Genomic DNA, 17,246 nt, shown 5'->3' on the forward strand with positions numbered 1-17,246 from the left:
TACCAACGAATTTGTGATTTGATTGAAGTTATTCCGTTGTTATTTCCTCCTCTCTTTTCCCATGAACCTTAGAATTAATTGTTGATAACGCTTACTTCTAACCTTAAGAGACATATCGCTAGAATCAAATAGATTAATCATTACTTTTGTATACTTTTGTTTACCTGTTCGTCAGAGCGAATGAAGTTTCCCTTATCAGTTATTATCTATTCCTCTATCAGTAAAAATATTGTTTTTTTAAGCAATGTACTTCTCTAAGATGTTTCACCCATTTACAGGCCAAAAAAATAGTATGGCCGCAACTATATAAAAAGGGGCTTCCTCCGTAAGGAGCAGCCCCTAATAACAATCTTACTCAATTTTTTATTACATATATTGTGATGAGCTAGTTGAATACAGCTTTACTTCCTCGTTGCCACCAGGAAGCTGGACTACCCCTTCTAGCCTCATACCGATTTTCTTAAGCAGATGGCCGGATCGTTCGTTATCTAACGAGGTAATTGCTACAATGCGTTCTAAATCGAGCTTTGTCAGGCCATATTCCAACGTGGCGGCAGCCGCTTCATAGGCGTACCCTTGACCGCGGAACTCAGGGAGAAAGGCGAAACCAATGTCTACATCCTGCAAGGAATCCCTCTTAATTAGGCCGCAAATGCCGATGGGAACCTTTTCTCCTTTCAATACCGTCAAAAACAAGCCAAAACCACGCCGCTGATAACTTTCCATTGGACCATTCACATTATAATCACGCGCACCCTCAACAGTTCGTATTCCTCTATCGCCGATATACCGGTGCCAAGCTTCATCATTCAAACCTTTAACATATTAGTAAAAATAGAGGATTCAGTCACTGATGAAACAAAAAGGTCGAGTTTAGGAGGTAATGTAATCCCTAGCTCAACCTTTATAAAGTAAAAACCATCTCATTTATGATAAAAAATGACATCATCACCAATTTGCCCAAGTTCCAAATAACATGGATTGTCCAATCCTTCGTTGATATTTGTTCTTTTTAATCTGAACGCATGGAACTCCCCAGTCCCGTAAATAATTAAAAAACTGCTTAAAAGGGCATAGGATTACTGTGTTTCATAGATAGAATTAATAATCAACTACTTATTCCTATGTAAAATAAACATCCATTGTTTCGTTTCTTTCTGGGCTTTAATGTCATCGTAAAAAAACTCTTCACTAACTTTTGATGAAAAGCCTGCTCTATAGAATATATCAAAAATTTCCTGGTACTCTTCTTCGGTTCTATAGATTGCACTATATTCATTTGCTAAATCTTCAGAATAATAATTGTTTAATGTCAATCTTTCTTCCAATGCAATCGGCTCAGATATATAGATAATACATTCTTCATCGAATCTTTCGATAAGTTCGCCAAGAACCTCTTTTACTTCATCATCATTAATGTACATGAATACTCCGCCCGATATAATAAAACGGTTAAATTTCTTTTTAACCGGAAACTGGACAGTACCATTCGTTAACTCTTGAATCGACGAATGAATAAAATAGGTAGATTCCTTTTTCTTAATATCTTCACGTAGCTGTATAATATCGATAAATTCCTTTACATAGTCTACACCGACATAAGTATTGACCACAGAAGTAATGTATTTGGATATACGACCTGTGCCGCATCCAACTTCAAGCACAACACTATCGCTATCTATATTCAAAAGTGGAAATCTGTGCTCCAGTTCAAAGGCAGTCCAAGCCCCAATCTTGCTTTTGTCCCTGTCTCCACATAGGACTACTGGTGCATCTATATCAATGGATATTTTCTCTCTTGCTCTTTTCTGGTAAAAGTCTTTTAAACTTTCAGGATCAATATGAACTTGTTCATTGTATACTCTGCTCAATTAGTTTTCTCCTCCAGAGGACGAATTATTTACAATTTTAATTCTGATCCATCCAAAAATTTAATATATGAGGCATATATATGCCCTTTTTGCTTTTCTTTTGGTGGCAACTCCATATATTCCCCATACATGGAGGATAATATATCATCATAACCCTTAGGTATTTGAAATAAAAAGCCTTCAAACTCAGCCATTATCGCCTCGTCATACCATTCACGTTTAAAAACATGGCCTGCCACATTATTACACACTAAAAATGGGGTATCTTTTTTGTTGTCTATTCCAGAAAAATAATTAAAAACAGAGATGGTTAGTGCACGAGGGATCCATGATAATACTTTAAATAATAACCTACTGTAAGCATTCCCTGCACATTTTTTCCCTACCTGCGCCCATAATATTTTTCTACACATCTTACATATGGAAACAGAAATCTTTTGCTTATACTGTCTGGACGACAAATTATCAATTGGACAGATATCAATAAATATACCATCCTTTTGTTTAATGTGTTCTTGCCCTGCACGGACAAATGATGTGTTTTTCAATCTCAACTTCCCATAAACCCAATTATAGTGTTTGTCTGAGCGCTGATTTTGTAAAAAGAATTTCTCACCATCTAATTCTTTTTTGCATACTTCGCAAAATCGTTCGTAGTCTTTTCTAAACATATGGATATCTATGTCGTCATCCCATGGAATAAATCCTTTATGTCTAATTGCTCCTAGTAACGTTCCTCCTGCGAGAAAATACGGTATGTTATTTTTTGGCATATCTTATCCAATTCTATAAGGAGTTGCAACATCTCCTCATGTAACTTTTTCAAATCCTCATCATCTAGTTTTATATAATCTATTCCCTCTATCATTTTATATCACCGCTTAGTACGTTTTCTCTCTCATTGTCCTTACACGTATAAGCCAAAATTCTTTGATAATCATCAAAATAATCTATTTCAGACCAAAACATTCCTTTTATATCAATCGTATCAATGTTCTTTTCTTCTACTAACGAATACAAAATATTTTCCCACCACAATTGGTGCTGCTGATTCCCTATCAAATGATCAAGCTTTTCTAGAAACTCAGACAAGAACTTATCCTTTATTTTGCCAATGCCTACATATTCGCAAGTCCGATCAATTAAAGGCAAATCTTTCCCGTACTTTCTTATAAAGCCGTTCTCTAGCTTCAAAAAATAATCTCCCTCAGCCGTTCTTCCGGTATCAACCATTAAAGCACAGTCTTTCTTCGTTTCTATTATGAGATTCAAAATTCCATCATCAATATAAACGTCGCCATTCATAATAATAGAATCTTCGGTTAATTCCCCTCGAGCAAACCATAATGACGCAATACTATTTGTTACATTATAGAAAGGGTTATAGTAATAGGTGACATTCAGCCCGTCTAATGCTTCATAAATTTTTTCTTTACAGTAACCCACGCATACAATTGGCTGAATATTTTTTCTAATAGCATCATGACGCTTCTTCTGATTAATGGTACTCCATCAACCGGCAGCACGCATTTTGGGATTTCTTTTATCATTCTTGATATTCTAGTTCCTCTACCTGCTGCCAATAATATAGCTTTCATATTTCACCTCTCCCCTCAACATTCATCGATTTTTTCAAAATGCTCCCAAAATAAACGCATTACTTGAATACTTCCCGTCGTTACTCGAATCCAGTTGGACAAGATAGGGGCAGAGTATGTTTTAATTAGTATATTTTTTCTTTTAGCGCTGAAAATACTAGCTGAGGCTTCTTGTTGCTTTTAATCAGCACATAATTGCCATGATTAAAATGATATTCATAATTGTGTTTTTTGAGCTGATCCAATAGGTACTCTCTACCCAGCCGTTCTCTCTCTGTTAAATCATCAATGATTTGAGGATTATCTAGTATCTTTTCAGCAAATTGAAGTGCAAAACAATTGATAGGATACGTCGAGCAAGCCTTTTTGATTTCCGTAATTATTTCATGATTCGCGATAATATAACCTATCCGGCATCCGGCAATAGAAAGCATTTTTGAAAAGGTCCGAAATATCATGACATTATCGTATTCGTTTATGAAATGCATGAATGTGGTAGGCGAAAAATAATAGTAGGCCTCATCGATAACGACCAGCGCATTATTTTCTCTCGCTTTTTCAATGATTGCTCTTACTTCATGTTCTAGCCAGGATGTACCGATAGGGCTATTCGGATTCAACAAGACTACAATTCCTGTATCGCTGTCAATTTGATTTAACGTATTTTCCACGCTTACGTTGAAATTTTCATCATAGGTTACCGGCGAATGGATCATCCCGTACATATTCATGTACACCGCGTACATTTCAAAGCTGGGACTTACCGAGACTACTTTCTTGCCTGGCTCCCCGAATACTTCAAACAATAATCGGATAGCGTCATCAGAACCGTTGGTCAAAGAAATGTTCTCCGGTTGACAATGCAGGTATTCCGCCAATTTTCCAACGACTGTGGTCATTTCCGGATACATTGCTACATAATCCGGCGTTATGCTTTTCATTACTTGTTCAAAAAAAGAGGCAGGCAACCCCTCCGGATTTTCATTCATATCTAAACGAACGTAATTTTTTCTGCTTTCGCTATATGACGTTCTATATAAATTCTTTATGTTAGGATTTACGTAATACATGTATTATCACCTTTCTGCATCAAATATTCAGGACTTGCTGCATAAGTTCGTTTTTGATGCTCTGATGAATCTTTTGCCCGCACGTGCCATCCGCATTACTTACGCTCTTTTTAAATCTAGAAACGCGTTCCTCTCTCTTGTAATCTTCCCCGCGTTCTACCATTTCAACAAACTGAGGCACAGTAACATCTTGATTTACAAAATAACATCCTGAATAGTCCGCATGATAATACCGATCCGTTGCTATCATTTCACTGTCCAATAACCCCAAAATAGGTTTTTCAGTTACAATGCATTGCAGCATAACGGAACTATAATCACTAATGATACCGTCAGAAGCAGCCACAGCCGGATAAATATCGCTGCTGTTATCAACAATAACGTTAGCAGCTTGTTTCAGCTTGTTTTCCAGTATTTCAAAAGATTCTAATAGCTGCGGGCGCATTGTTTTAATTGTAATCTCTGTAAGTGGATGCGGGCGCCAAATAACGGCAAACTGCTCATGATCCATAAAATAATTTAGGACTTGCTCAACTTGCTCAAACCAAGAATCAATGGATAACAGATCGGCTATTCCCGTGTTTAACAAAAAGGCCTTTTTATCGCCAATTATTTTTTCCAATAAAACGGTATTTCTTTAGGTTCCTTTATCGCCTCAAACATGGCATCGAGTTTTGGGGATCCTAAATCTAATAACTTGTGAGCATCAATTCCATTAGCTATAAAAGAATGAAGTGAGTTTTTAGATTGAACAATAATTTTTGCTGCATTCATATAAGATGGGAATACGCTAATTTCAGGAGTAGCCGTACTTCCGGCCAGGTAATAAGGGACATATACTAACATCTCCGTATATTGCGCAAGATTACCAGAAAAGAATCGACTGTTGACCATTGTAAGTATATTATAGTTATCGAAAGGGTTATGAATGTAAATAATATCCGGTCTTCTATTCTCAAAATCATACAGTTCGAACGGTATGGTAGTTACATCTTTCGGGAAGTCATTTCCCTCATAACAAAACTTTATGATTTCTCCCTGTGCATTTTTTTCATAATACGGAATTGGAACGACGTAACATGTGCAGTTCGGATCTTGATTGGCCTCTCTATATATACTTTCTAGTGCATCCCACATCGAAGCTTTGTACGGCATGAACGCGATTTCTATGTCTGTCTTTACGTTATTTATAATTAAGGTTTTCACATCAACCATTAAGTGCTTCAATTTATTAATATGTAACGAATATTTGTGTTCTTCTTTCATTCCTGCCATTAAGGATTGGACTGCTTGAATAGCTTGATGAAGAAGCCCGATAACTTCTTCCTCCCCATTCATTAACTTCAGCAAAAATTGTAATCCATCGTTGCTATCTTGCAATATAACGCTCGTTCTATCATCATTAGTATGACTTGCGTAATCAATGCCTTCTTCGATCGTAGCAATAAAATCCATAATCTGGCGCTTTTGATTTAATCTCATGACTTCTCTCCAATGCTCAGTGCAGTTTGTATTTCGATTCCGTTCAAGTTTTTTTGTCTCAAAACCTTTTGGACACGATAGCCATTTCTCCATTGTAATTAATTAGTATATTTGTGAATTGGGATCACAATAAGATCAATGATTTTCAAGGATATCGACATTTTTGGACAATATATTCTGTATATATTCTATCGTCATAATAAAAGAAAAGATTAATAGTTAAAACACTTGAGCCGCTTACAGGAATCACCTTTAATTTCCACTTTCGCAAAAGCAAAAAACCGACCTCATGCAGTCGGTTTTTCATGCGTTTTTCTGAACTTGTGTTGGTATAAAAAAGCTCTGACTTCGTTACGTAAACAGTCAACAACTATGAGACGCGAAAGGTTTGTCTTCTCATCCACATCGTTGCAACCCACTTTTCTCCTTTTCTCACCGGTGCGCCTGCATGCAGGGTTCGTTCGTTTAATTCATGATTACTGTAAAAATATTCGAAGTAGACGGCCATGCCCTTGCTAGGGAACACGGATAAATTAAGCATGGGGAATGTCGTTTCTCCGCCTTCCTCCACATCATTCAAATACATAACGAGCGTACTAATTCGATTGTTCGCACTTGCTCGACTCGTGTCAGCGAAGAAATCAAAATGAGGCTTATACTCCTGGCCAGGGGCATACAACAGCACCTGCAAGCCATCACCGTGCTCGATCGGAATATTCATGATTTGAGAGATCCGTTTCTCGATCTTTGCAACCGTCTCATTTTCCTCACAGAATACCCCACTGCTCGTTCTAATTTGATTGACTGAACGCTCTTCTCCAATTTTAGAACGCTGCAATCGCTCCTTAGAGTGCTCAATCAATTCGTCGCATTCCTCATTACTAAGGACATTTCCTAATATGACAATCAAAGGCTCCTCATACTTGGCAAGGATACGAATTTCTCGATCTTCTGTCTTAATCGTGCTTCCGACATGATCAAAAATGGTACGTTCTTTCTCCGTCGCGTTCCCAATCATCCTTATGTATCCTCCATAAAATGACATCCACCACAAAATAAGATACCATAAAATGGTCATTTTCCTCTACTGATTTTTAGGCAGTATGTGAAGGAAAGGCACGAGCATTCAGTCAAACGTTATCATTGTTATTGTTTCTTCTGGTGGTTTACGTTGTCTTTATGATAAAGAGTGGAACGGGTCATATCATTATGATCTATACAGCTCTTGGGGATTCCATTTCAATCCCCCGTTTTTTACTTAAAGAATAAGTTTTAGTATAATAGCGAAGAATGTAATTAGTACAACTCCTAAGGAGGGATTGCACATGGATATCAAAGCAAAAATTGAAGAAGTCGTTGCTAAAGTCAAGAACGATCCAGACTTCTCATCTAAATTTATGAGTGATCCTGTTTCGGCAATTGAATCTGTTATTGGAATTGACCTCCCGAATGATCAGATCAATGCATTAATCGAGGGTGTAAAAGCGAAATTGACCGTAGATAAAGCCAGCGGCATTTTTGATTCGATCAAGAAGCTGTTCTAATTTGATACATAACAAGTTGAGCGGTTCTTCGTGCAAAGGGGATATACATGATTAGAAATGACATGTATATCCCCTTTTGGCATTCAAAAACGTTTTACAGCGATTTAGATTTAAAAAAGACAGAAGGAAGGGCTTAGCAGCAACTGTTGCCCCTACACTGATTTTAGATTGCCTGGATAGAGAAAAATACCCGGGTTGGGATGCGCTAATGCTGAATCCGTCCTAAAAAGCTGGGATACACGTTCAAGGAATCTTATCCCCCTCCCTATAATCAAGCCTCTCACTTGCGCCTGCTATTTCTCTATGTTCATTTCATCATTTTTATACAATCTTCTTATGCTGGTGTAGTCATAGTTAAATGTCACTCCTATATAGGCTTCTGCATACGATGGAGAAAATGATTGAATCTAAAATGGAGGCCACGACCATGAGCTTGCAGCAACAGGGGCAACAAGAACAAACACTGTATCGAATGGATCCAACTACTATGCATAACTTAAGATCCATTCAAGATCACATAGGGAATATATGTAACAACCATATGAACAAACTTGTTCTAGTGGAGACAGTGGATGGCGATGTTTTTGAAGGGTTACTTATCCACTGTGAAAGGGGAATTTTATACTTAAGACTTCTAAACCATGGAACTAATCGCGGCTTTGTTCCTGGTTTCCACAATGATTTCGTTTTACCCCTAGTACTGTTCAATTTACTCGCCATTTCATTATTATAGGCCTGATCAAGCCTAATCCTCTAATTAAGGAGTGAAATCTTATGGCATTTACACCGCCTCAAGGGCCACAAGGAACACAACAGGCACCCTCCTCCCCTCCTCCACAATTCACACCACCGCAACCCGCTGCTACAGCGTTTGCCATCGACCCTGGAGCTATTTCCGGTTGTTTATTCCGCAACACATTTGTGTGGCTAAGAAATGGGAACTCATTCTGGTTCTTCCCAACCTTTGTAGGACGCACATCCGTTGCAGGTTTTAGATGGACCGGTCGAAGATGGGTGTATACTGGAGTCGATCTAAGAAGCATTGTATCATTTACATGTTTTTAGAGGGGAAAATAACGGCCCAGTACCAGTACCTTATCGGTGCTGGTTTTTGCTGCCTGTGTAGCCACTTATATTGAGCGTAAACCACGGCACTACTTAGCTTTGAAAATGCCCGATCGTTGATTGCCTTTGGTATAATTGCAAACCAGTATCCTCAAGCCGCCTCTCGAACCGCTATCATAGATCGCGGGAAGGAGTTGCTTGTTATACAACCTTCTGGACAGTATCGGGCCAGCTACGTCCAACAGTACTTTGATATCATGAAGCCAAATGGCCGTATCATGAAGTTTGGAGCTTACCCAGAATATCCCTCAACTTATGCCATGATATAATCCAGAAAATGTGAAGCAGGTGTCATCAATATCGAAAACCAAACTTCATATTATTCCCCCCTGTATACCGGGTAACCTACAAATTTAAAATCTTTGCCTAATGGCTGCACACTGACATTGTGAAGCTCTACAGCGCCACTCATCTTTTCGACCCCTGCCCCACCGAGAAAGGACGATGCATTCCGACCACCTATCAGCTTCGGAGCCATGTAAACAATGAATTTGTCGATGAGTTTATTCTCAAAAAAGGCTGCATTGATTTCACCCCCGCCTTCTATCAAAACGGAAGAAATCATCTCCCTACCCAAAAGCTGAATAACTTCGATTGGATTGACCCTGCCCGTCTGTTCCGTAACAAAAACTTTAACGCCTGCCTTTTCTAATGCCGCCCTCTTCTCGATATCGTGAGAAGTTGTTGTGAACACCCAAGTGGGAGCTTCTCCATCTATAACCACCTTAGCATTCAAAGGTAACCGTAAAGAGGAATCCAAAACCACGCGTATCGGATTCCTACCGTTAGGCAACCTTGTTGTAAGCTCGGGGTCATCTGTAAGCACCGTATTAACACCAACTAGGATCGCGGCATTCTGATTGCGAAGAACGTGGACATCTTCCCGAGCCGCTTCTGAAGTAATCCATTTGCTATCGGAAGAGTAGCTATTGATTTTCCCATCCATCGTGATAGCTGTTTTTAAAGTTACAAACGGAATATGCTGGACAATGAATTTATTGAAAACCTCATTTATTTGGAAAGATTCTTCTTCACATACTCCCGTGATGACTTCGATTCCTGCTTCCCGGAGTATATCTACCCCTCTGCCCGAAACGAGCGGGTTAGGGTCAAGTGCTGCGATCACCACTTTTTTAATGCCTGCTTCAACAATGGCAACTGCGCATGGCCCTGTTCTGCCATAATGGGAACAAGGCTCAAGCGTCACATAGATGGTCGCTCCCCGCGTAAGCTCTCCAGCCATGCGGATCGCATGGATTTCAGCATGGGGTTCGCCTGCCTTCATATGAACCCCGATGCCCACGATGCGGTTTTCGTTGACAATCACAGACCCTACAAGCGGGTTTGGATCAGTCTGCCCCTTCATGGCCTTTGCATTCTGTATGGCCAGCCGCATATAGAATTCATGGTTATTCATCATTGTTGCAGGAGCCATTCCCTTCGTTTATATGTCCCGACCGCTCGATTTTGGGTTTTTAAATATTTTTCATTATATTCCGATATATCTCCCCAAAGCTGTACGCGATCTTCCACTGCCATGCCTGCGTTTCGAAGCGCATCAATCTTTTTAGGGTTATTGGTTATCAGTGTAACCGGTTTGGTCCGAAGGACATTTAATACTTGTATCGCATCACTATAGTCACGGGCATCGTCAACAAATCCAAGTTTAAGATTGGCATCTACGGTATCGTAACCATTTTGCTGAAGGATATAAGCCAGCGCTTTACTGAAAAGCCCAATCCCTCTGCCTTCGTGGTTGGCAAGGTAAAATAGCGCGCCAGTTCCATGCTCGGCAATATGCATCAATGACTGTTCTAGCTGATATCCGCAATCACAGCGTTTGCTGCCGAAAATATCCCCGGTGTGGCAAATGGAATGAAACCGGATTAAGGCATGTTCTGCATTCTCGAAGTCTCCGTGCACCAGCACGCTCGATTGTTGATATTCAGCTAAATTCACATTCGATAATTTGGCAACAATATGCTCAAAATCATCCGTTACCTCGCTGCAATTCAACCAGCAATACCATTTAAACTGAACGGTCTCCCCCCGCAAATTAATCGGAAGATTGATTGGTCCGACTAGATAAATGGCACCGTTTTCCGTGTTGATCATTTTAATTCTCTCTTGCAGAAGAGAAATGACTTTGGGATCAAACTCCTTAACAGAAGGCATTAACACAACTCCTCTTTTAACCAATGTTTATGTCTTATTGTGAACGAAACAACTTTTCATTCCCTGTTAATGGTTTAACCAGCATCCTGCCTAAGCCAATCCAGAACATCACGTTGATTTTCTTCCGAAACGCCATGGTCGGTCGGGTATATCTTTAATGTGATTCGTTGCGTGTGTTCCCTTAAATATGTCGCCGTTTCATGCACGATCCTGACCGGGAATACGGAATCATACTCACCGTGCGAGACAAATACCGATACATTACTCAGACTTCGGAGCGAATATCCCGTCTTTACAAAGTCAGGAATGTATCCATTCAACGCAACGATTCCCCTTAGCTGATCGCCCATTGTGAGTGCAAGCGTCATGGATAAAATGGCGCCTTGACTGAAGCCGAGCAAGTAACATTTGTTCGGATCGATCGGATACTTTTCCATCGCATATTGAATGAAAGCTTCGAGCTGTTTTACCGCCTCATCAAACATCTCTCGAATGGGATTACCCAGACTTTTCAGTTCGTAATACTGATATCCTGTACCAAGCGGAAGATTACCGCGAATCCCAATGACAATGAAATCATCACTTATAGGTTCAACCAAGCCAAACATATTTCTTTCATTAGAACCTTTACCGTGCAGCGTAAAAATAACCGGGTATTTCTTATTCGGTACTACATTGACAGGCAGGTGAACGTCATATTGGTAAAACGAAGTCATTTGAACCACCCTTTTTGAGACGCTTTTCCTGCCATAATCATGCGGTCAAGCGAGAATGGCGACCGGTCGGCCACTGCAAGGTATAAAGAAATCATCATAAATCCAAGATCCAACTCATAGCCAGCCATTTGAGCATTGCCAAGAAGTCCGGCGGAGAGTTTTGCAGTCAGTATTGCACCCATAAGCATTACTACGAATAACGCCGATACATAACGGGTGAACAATCCCGCTATCAGCATAATACCGCCCACAAGCTCAAGCAGCGCCACGATATAAGCCGCAAATCCAGGAATACCAATAGAACTGAACCACGCCTCAACATTAGTCATGCCCATTTGGAATTTCGCGATACCATGGAACATAAATATGATTCCCATCACTACACGCATAATAATTGTTACTGCAGCTGTCTTCGTCACACTAATCACCCCCAAAATAATATTAGTTATAAAGAAATAAAATTCATATTAGTAATACTAATCAAAAGCAAGTAGCGTGTCAACAAAAAAATTGCTAATATATAATTATATTTGTTATCACTAATATTGAAGAGGTGCAGTCCTATGGATATCGGCTCCACAATACGTGCTATCCGAAAACGAAAAAATATTACTATTGCTCAAATCTGCGAAGAAACCGGTCTATCTCAAGGATTCATGAGTCAAGTGGAAACTAATAAGACTTCCCCTTCCATATCAACTCTAGAAAACATCGCAAAAGCACTAAAAGTACCTTTAGCTTACTTGCTGTTAAAGAAAGAAGATCGGATGAATATTGTTCGTAAAGATGAGCGAAGCATTACGACAAGCGGTTCTGATAAGTTAACAGTGCAGCACTTAAGCTCTACGAAGAACGTAAGGATGATGGTCGTTGAGTTTCCTCCAGGGGCTTCGACGGGGATTGCTCCACATGCGCATGAAGGTGAGGAGGTTCATGTTGTCATTAAGGGAAGAATCTACGCGGAGCAGGGAGAAGACGCGGCCGAATTTGAAAAAGGCGATTCCTTCAGTTGGAACGCATGTACACCCCATTTGGTGAAAAACATCGGTGATGACACTGCCATCGTTCTAATATCCATCTATACGGAGAACGACAAAAATCGGGAGCTCATCTAACTATAAGCTATGTTCGTAGGACATAAAAACGAGGAGTCTTGTCAGTGGCAGAACTCCTCTTCAAGAACAAAGGCTAACTGTTAATTAAAAATGAGGCTGAAGCACGGCGATTTGATTCTCTCACCATTGTGCAACAACCTCATAGCTATACATCTAATCGTTTTCGTTTAGATCAACTTATACTCTTTAAGCAGTTGCATGATTCTGGTGTGAGAAACTTTTTGCACACCCGTCACTGCTGCTAATTGGATTGCTGGAGGCAGCTCCATATCGGTTAGTTTCTTGCCGTCCATCATTTTCGCTGTGGAATCCAACAACACACGGACATCATAAGCGGATCCAAATACTTCTGGCACGCCGCGGTCAATGTCAAGAAGCGTGTACACAGCTTCCATGGCGGTACGCACCGAATACTCTGTGGTGAATACCGTGTCTCGCGGTGTTTCGGCGAAGTTACCGATAAAGGCAGCGTTGACACAATCATCAGGAACAACATTCGGGCGATCTCCCGCAGCTCTTGGCATGAAGTAAGATGTAACATAAGGCATCATGCAAGGGACACAGTTTGCGGAGTTTACGGCAAGATCATGAATCTCTGCTTCTGGTACGCCCATGTGGTAGAGCCATTCTTCCGTGATCTCGATACCCGTGCAGTCCTTCATCGGTTTCTTGATGTAGTCACCTGGCACGTCGCAATACAAGCTGTATACCCATACGACGAGCTGATCTTTTGGCTGCGATTTGAAGTGAGGCTGCCGGTTCAAGGTAAAGCTCATCAGCCATTTTGAATCTTTTACCGTCACGATACCGCCGGTAACGACCCTTCCGCTGAATGGATCGCGCTTGCAGATTTTTTCGATATAAGGCGGAATCCGGCCATCTAGCGTTGTAATGGTGGCAGACTCCCAGTTGCTTTCCGCAATGTTGCCGCAGAATTTGTCTGGACGGCCAAAGGCAGGATCTTGTTCCGCGATCTTCTTCCAAAGCTCCCAGCTTCCTCCGAGGGAGGTGTTCATGATGGCAGGAGTGTTGTTGTCGCCTAAAGTGGAGCTTTCGGTATTGCTGCCATTGGTGATGAACACCAGATCATTTTCAGTCAGGTCAATGTGTTTTTCTTGTCCGTTTTGAACATAGACCAGCTTGTTAGCAACTTTCTTGTTCTCCGTAATATCAAATTCTACATTCGTCACGGTCGTTGCATATTGGAAGGTAACTCCATGGCCTTTCAAATACTTCATAAGCGGCAGTGCAAGAGACTCGTATTGATTGTATTTTGTAAATTTCAACGCTGAGAAATCTGGCAATCCCCCGATATGATGAATGAATCTAGCGATATATCTGCGCATTTCCATGGCGCTGTGCCAAGGCTCAAACGCAAACATCGTCTGCCAGTAAAGCCAGAAATTCGAGTTGAAGAAATCTTCCGAGAAGACATCTGTAATTTTCATATCTTCAAGCGCTTCTTCTGGAGTAAAGAACAACTTGATAATTTCCATCGAAGCGGTTTGAGTAAGTGTGAATTTGCCATCGGTATGTGCATCCTCACCACGATTGAGGATAGCACGCTGCAAGGAGAAGTTTGGATCCTCCTTGTTGAGCCAGTAAAATTCATCTAATACCGATGCACCCTCCGTTTCAAGTGAAGGAATAGAGCGGAATAGATCCCAGAGGCATTCGAAGTGGTTCTCCATTTCCCGGCCACCGCGGATAATGAACCCCCGACCATCATCATAGATGCCGTCTAATCCACCTCCGGCAATATCGAGTTCTTCAAGAATATGAATGTTTTCCCCCTTCATCTGACCATCCCGTATGAGAAATGCGGCTGCGGACAGTGATGCAAGACCAGAGCCGATCAGATAGGCGGATTTTTGATCAACACCGAGTGGTTTCTTTGGACGGGCAAAAGCTTCATAGTTACCATTGCTATAATACATCCTTACAACCTCCTTTAGTGGTCCTGACACCTCCACTTTATAGGAGTATGAATGGAATAAAAATAGACAGGTAAAGCCCTGTGTCTAAAATTTAAACTTCAAGTGCTATATGTCTAAAAAATCTATAGATTATGGTAAAATAGTAAGAAACATTGCACCCTAAGGAGAGGTTTCCTATACATCCATACACCAAGCATGCATTGGCTGATGCATTGAAGGATATGTTGGGCACCAAGACTTTAGATAAAATAACGGTTAAAGACTTAGTGGAAGCCTGCAAGTTGAATCGCCAAACCTTTTACTATCATTTTCAGGATATTTACGACCTGCTGGGATGGATATATATAACGGAGGCACTTGGCGCTATTCAGAATAACAAATCCTATGCGACTTGGCAGCAGGGGCTATTAATCATTTTAGAATATGTGGAAAGCAACAAGGCGCTTTGTATGAACACATGTCGTTCTCTTGGAAAAGAGCATTTGGAGATGTTTTTAAATCAGGTTTTATTTGAACTTCTAAGCAATGTCATCAATGAAGTTTCGGATTCCCGTGCGATTTCGGAAAAGGACAAGACGTTCATCGTTCAATTTTACAGTCATGCCTTTGCAGGAACGCTTCTGGATTGGATTGAGGATGGGATGAAAACACCTTGTGAGGCGATCGTAAACCACATCATTCGATTGATGGATGGGCGTTTTATGGATGCAGTGGAGCGTTTTAAAAATTAGCACACCTATTTATCATGGAATGTCAGGTGTTTCGCTTGTTGTTCCCTTTAAACCGACGATAAAAAACAAACCCCGACTTTCATGTCGGGGTTGTGGCTGAAATACCTTGATTGTGTTTATGAAGTCTTTACTTTCTTTCCTTCATATCCAAATACGATTATGAAAAAGGCTGCAGTCACTAGTGTAATAATTGCAGAAACCAAGTACACTAACATTGGACTATATGCCGGGATTCCTAAGAAACTTGCAAATGCATAAGATACCATTTTGACTTGGAAAAACCCATTAATTCCACCACCTATTGCTCCTGCAATCATAATGTAAATGAAAGTTTTGCGATATGGAACAATTAAACCATAGATAATGGGTTCTGTTACACCGCTTAGTACGGCTGGTATCAAAGAAGAACCTGCTAGAGTTTGCAGCTTTTTATTTTTTGAACGTAGCAAGAAACCTAACGCAATTCCCATTTGGGCAAATGCACACATTCCTCCCATTGCATATAATGGATCACCGCCAGCGCCTAAGTTAGCTAATACAATCGGTACGAGTCCCCAGTGAAGCCCCATAACAATTAAGAAGGTATAAAAACCACCTAGGATAGCACCCGTCAACATTCCACTGACACCACTCAACATTACAACAAAATTAGCAATGGCTTCACCAACCAAAGTGCCAAAAGGACCGAAAATCAGCATAGTTAACGGTACAATGACAACAAGAGATATCATTGGAACCATGAACATCTGTAACATTTTTGGTATAAATTTGATTAATAATTTCTCGAATTTTGCATAAAAAGCAATGGCTATGAAAACTGGAAATACACTAGAAGCGTAATCAATCGCTATTAATTTAATTCCTAAGAAGTCTACATTTCCATTTCCAATTAACCCCATAAATCCTGGCTCTAACAAAGATGCTCCAATTGCTGCACCAATGTATACGTTTACACCTAAGCGTTTAGATAATGAGAAACCTAGTAGAATCGGTAAGAAGTAGAAAACAGCATTCGAAATGGAAGATAATACTATATACGTACTATTATTTGTGTTGATCAGATTGAATTCTAGTAATAAATTCAAAATTGCCTTTAGCATTCCAGAACCAGCTAACACCCCCAATAAGGGCAAAAAACTTCCTGAAATAATGTCAAATATCCCTTGAACACCTTTTTTAGTTCCCGTCTCATTTTGTACATTGTTCGCTATTTCTTCCGAGGTGTTTTTATCTTTTAGTTTCATAATTTCTTTGTATACATCAGCTACTTTACTGCCGATTATTACTTGATATTGCCCTCCTGCAACAACCGTTCCTAGAACTAAGTCAGTTCCTTTTATTTTCTCATCATTTACTTTATTTTGATCTACTAATTGAAACCGTAATCTAGTTGCACATTGGGATAAATTGCTAATATTCTCCATTCCTCCAACTTGATCAATCAAGTTTTTAGCAATTTTCTCGTAACTCATTTCTATATCAACTCCTTCTACTGCTTTGATAATTTGAGTCTAGCAGCAAATTAAACGCTATACAATTTGATTCATTTTCTAAAATCGGAAAATAGAATCCGCGTAACATCGCGTTTTTTCGCATTTAGGTCTTGCACGTTCCCTATTCCACATTATAATTATCCCCAATCCACATCATAATTATAACTTGGATTGGGATGCTGCTTATATATTAGAAATACAAACAAAATGCCACTATATATGGGTTCCATTCGTTAAAAAGCCCAAGAATAGTATGGTATGTTTATGGTGTTTCCTGTTTATAATAAAATCAAAAGATTTTCACTTTTTTCGTTTGATCCGTTTCCATAAATGGAATTCTGGTGCTTCTATTCGGTGAGCAGTCGAACTTGCCTTTTACTATCATAAGC

18 protein-coding genes and 3 pseudogenes are annotated in these 17,246 nt (G+C 40.0%); 6 read left to right on the forward strand and 15 right to left on the reverse strand.

What is annotated here, in order from left to right:
• Window positions 1-366 precede the first annotated feature (366 nt).
• From PAV_RS04020 to PAV_RS04055, 9 genes are all read right to left on the reverse strand, one after another.
• On the reverse strand, window positions 367-813 hold the full coding sequence (locus PAV_RS04020) for a GNAT family N-acetyltransferase (protein ID WP_005543724.1): 447 nt from the start codon (window positions 811-813) through the stop codon (window positions 367-369).
• Between the two features lie 299 nt (window positions 814-1,112).
• Complete coding sequence (locus tag PAV_RS04025; protein WP_005543725.1) at window positions 1,113-1,871, reverse strand: class I SAM-dependent methyltransferase; 759 nt, start codon at window positions 1,869-1,871, stop codon at window positions 1,113-1,115.
• 29 nt (window positions 1,872-1,900) lie between these two features.
• Window positions 1,901-2,644: a LicD family protein gene (locus PAV_RS04030; protein WP_005543728.1), complete on the reverse strand. Its 744-nt coding sequence runs from the start codon at window positions 2,642-2,644 to the stop codon at window positions 1,901-1,903.
• Between the two features lie 91 nt (window positions 2,645-2,735).
• A complete protein-coding gene (locus PAV_RS04035; RefSeq protein WP_157266563.1) occupies window positions 2,736-3,176 on the reverse strand; it encodes a glycosyltransferase family protein in 441 nt (146 codons plus the stop codon).
• A 104-nt stretch (window positions 3,177-3,280) separates the two neighbouring features.
• On the reverse strand, window positions 3,281-3,469 hold the full coding sequence (locus tag PAV_RS34445) for an NTP transferase domain-containing protein (protein ID WP_005543733.1): 189 nt from the start codon (window positions 3,467-3,469) through the stop codon (window positions 3,281-3,283).
• 125 nt (window positions 3,470-3,594) lie between these two features.
• Window positions 3,595-4,437, reverse strand: a complete 843-nt coding sequence (locus PAV_RS04040; protein WP_157266565.1) for a pyridoxal phosphate-dependent aminotransferase — start codon at window positions 4,435-4,437, stop codon at window positions 3,595-3,597.
• A 121-nt stretch (window positions 4,438-4,558) separates the two neighbouring features.
• The gene (locus PAV_RS04045; protein WP_040734945.1) at window positions 4,559-5,161 is read right to left on the reverse strand and encodes a CDP-glycerol glycerophosphotransferase family protein; all 603 of its coding nucleotides are present in this window, start codon (window positions 5,159-5,161) and stop codon (window positions 4,559-4,561) included.
• A complete protein-coding gene (locus PAV_RS04050) occupies window positions 5,149-6,021 on the reverse strand; it encodes a hypothetical protein (RefSeq protein ID WP_005543739.1) in 873 nt (290 codons plus the stop codon). Before PAV_RS04050 ends, PAV_RS04045 begins: the two co-directional genes overlap by 13 nt.
• Before the next feature lie 370 nt (window positions 6,022-6,391).
• A complete protein-coding gene (locus PAV_RS04055) occupies window positions 6,392-7,039 on the reverse strand; it encodes a 2OG-Fe(II) oxygenase (protein WP_005543741.1) in 648 nt (215 codons plus the stop codon).
• Window positions 7,040-7,346: 307 nt separating this feature from the next.
• Here PAV_RS04055 and PAV_RS04060 point away from each other — a divergent pair, with 307 nt between their 5' ends.
• From PAV_RS04060 to PAV_RS37485, 4 genes and pseudogenes are all read left to right on the forward strand, one after another.
• A complete protein-coding gene (locus PAV_RS04060) occupies window positions 7,347-7,565 on the forward strand; it encodes a hypothetical protein (protein ID WP_005543743.1) in 219 nt (72 codons plus the stop codon).
• A 121-nt stretch (window positions 7,566-7,686) separates the two neighbouring features.
• Window positions 7,687-7,822 (forward strand): annotated as a pseudogene (locus tag PAV_RS35850) (GNAT family N-acetyltransferase); the annotation flags it as partial.
• 170 nt (window positions 7,823-7,992) lie between these two features.
• Window positions 7,993-8,298 carry a hypothetical protein gene (locus tag PAV_RS04065; RefSeq protein WP_005543745.1) on the forward strand — a complete coding sequence of 102 codons (306 nt, stop codon included), beginning with the start codon at window positions 7,993-7,995 and terminating at the stop codon, window positions 8,296-8,298.
• Window positions 8,299-8,681: 383 nt separating this feature from the next.
• Window positions 8,682-8,824, forward strand: a pseudogene (locus tag PAV_RS37485) (IS30 family transposase); the annotation flags it as partial.
• A 185-nt stretch (window positions 8,825-9,009) separates the two neighbouring features.
• On the opposite strand, the gene ribD reads toward PAV_RS37485, so the two are convergent.
• The 4 genes and pseudogenes from ribD to PAV_RS04085 all read right to left on the reverse strand — a co-directional run bounded on the left by ribD (window position 9,010) and on the right by PAV_RS04085 (window position 12,000).
• The gene (gene ribD / locus PAV_RS04070) at window positions 9,010-10,107 is read right to left on the reverse strand and encodes a bifunctional diaminohydroxyphosphoribosylaminopyrimidine deaminase/5-amino-6-(5-phosphoribosylamino)uracil reductase RibD (RefSeq protein ID WP_040735413.1); all 1,098 of its coding nucleotides are present in this window, start codon (window positions 10,105-10,107) and stop codon (window positions 9,010-9,012) included.
• Window positions 10,100-10,805 (reverse strand): annotated as a pseudogene (locus PAV_RS04075) (GTP cyclohydrolase II). Before PAV_RS04075 ends, ribD begins: the two are co-directional and overlap by 8 nt.
• A 134-nt stretch (window positions 10,806-10,939) precedes the next feature.
• Entirely contained in the window at window positions 10,940-11,581 is a 642-nt protein-coding gene (locus tag PAV_RS04080) for an alpha/beta hydrolase (RefSeq protein WP_005543750.1), read from the reverse strand.
• Window positions 11,578-12,000, reverse strand: coding sequence for a DoxX family protein (locus tag PAV_RS04085; protein WP_005543751.1), 423 nt, complete (start codon window positions 11,998-12,000; stop codon window positions 11,578-11,580). The genes PAV_RS04080 and PAV_RS04085 overlap by 4 nt, the downstream gene beginning before the upstream one ends.
• 144 nt (window positions 12,001-12,144) lie before the next feature.
• Between PAV_RS04085 and PAV_RS04090 the strand changes: the two genes are divergently transcribed.
• Window positions 12,145-12,696, forward strand: a complete 552-nt coding sequence (locus PAV_RS04090; protein ID WP_005543752.1) for a helix-turn-helix domain-containing protein — start codon at window positions 12,145-12,147, stop codon at window positions 12,694-12,696.
• 167 nt (window positions 12,697-12,863) lie between these two features.
• Here PAV_RS04090 and PAV_RS04095 read toward each other — a convergent pair whose 3' ends face one another.
• Window positions 12,864-14,633, reverse strand: coding sequence for an oleate hydratase (locus PAV_RS04095; protein ID WP_005543753.1), 1,770 nt, complete (start codon window positions 14,631-14,633; stop codon window positions 12,864-12,866).
• A gap of 221 nt (window positions 14,634-14,854) precedes the next feature.
• Here PAV_RS04095 and PAV_RS04100 point away from each other — a divergent pair, with 221 nt between their 5' ends.
• Window positions 14,855-15,364 (forward strand): TetR/AcrR family transcriptional regulator, encoded by a 510-nt coding sequence (locus PAV_RS04100; RefSeq protein ID WP_206703589.1) that lies wholly within the window; start codon window positions 14,855-14,857, stop codon window positions 15,362-15,364.
• 116 nt (window positions 15,365-15,480) lie between these two features.
• On the opposite strand, the gene PAV_RS04105 is transcribed toward PAV_RS04100, so the two are convergent.
• Window positions 15,481-16,836, reverse strand: a complete 1,356-nt coding sequence (locus PAV_RS04105) for a PTS transporter subunit EIIC (protein ID WP_005543755.1) — start codon at window positions 16,834-16,836, stop codon at window positions 15,481-15,483.
• Window positions 16,837-17,246: the final 410 nt, after the last annotated feature.

It is taken from the genome of Paenibacillus alvei DSM 29 (genome assembly GCF_000293805.1).
GTDB classification, from domain to species: domain Bacteria; phylum Bacillota; class Bacilli; order Paenibacillales; family Paenibacillaceae; genus Paenibacillus_B; species Paenibacillus_B alvei.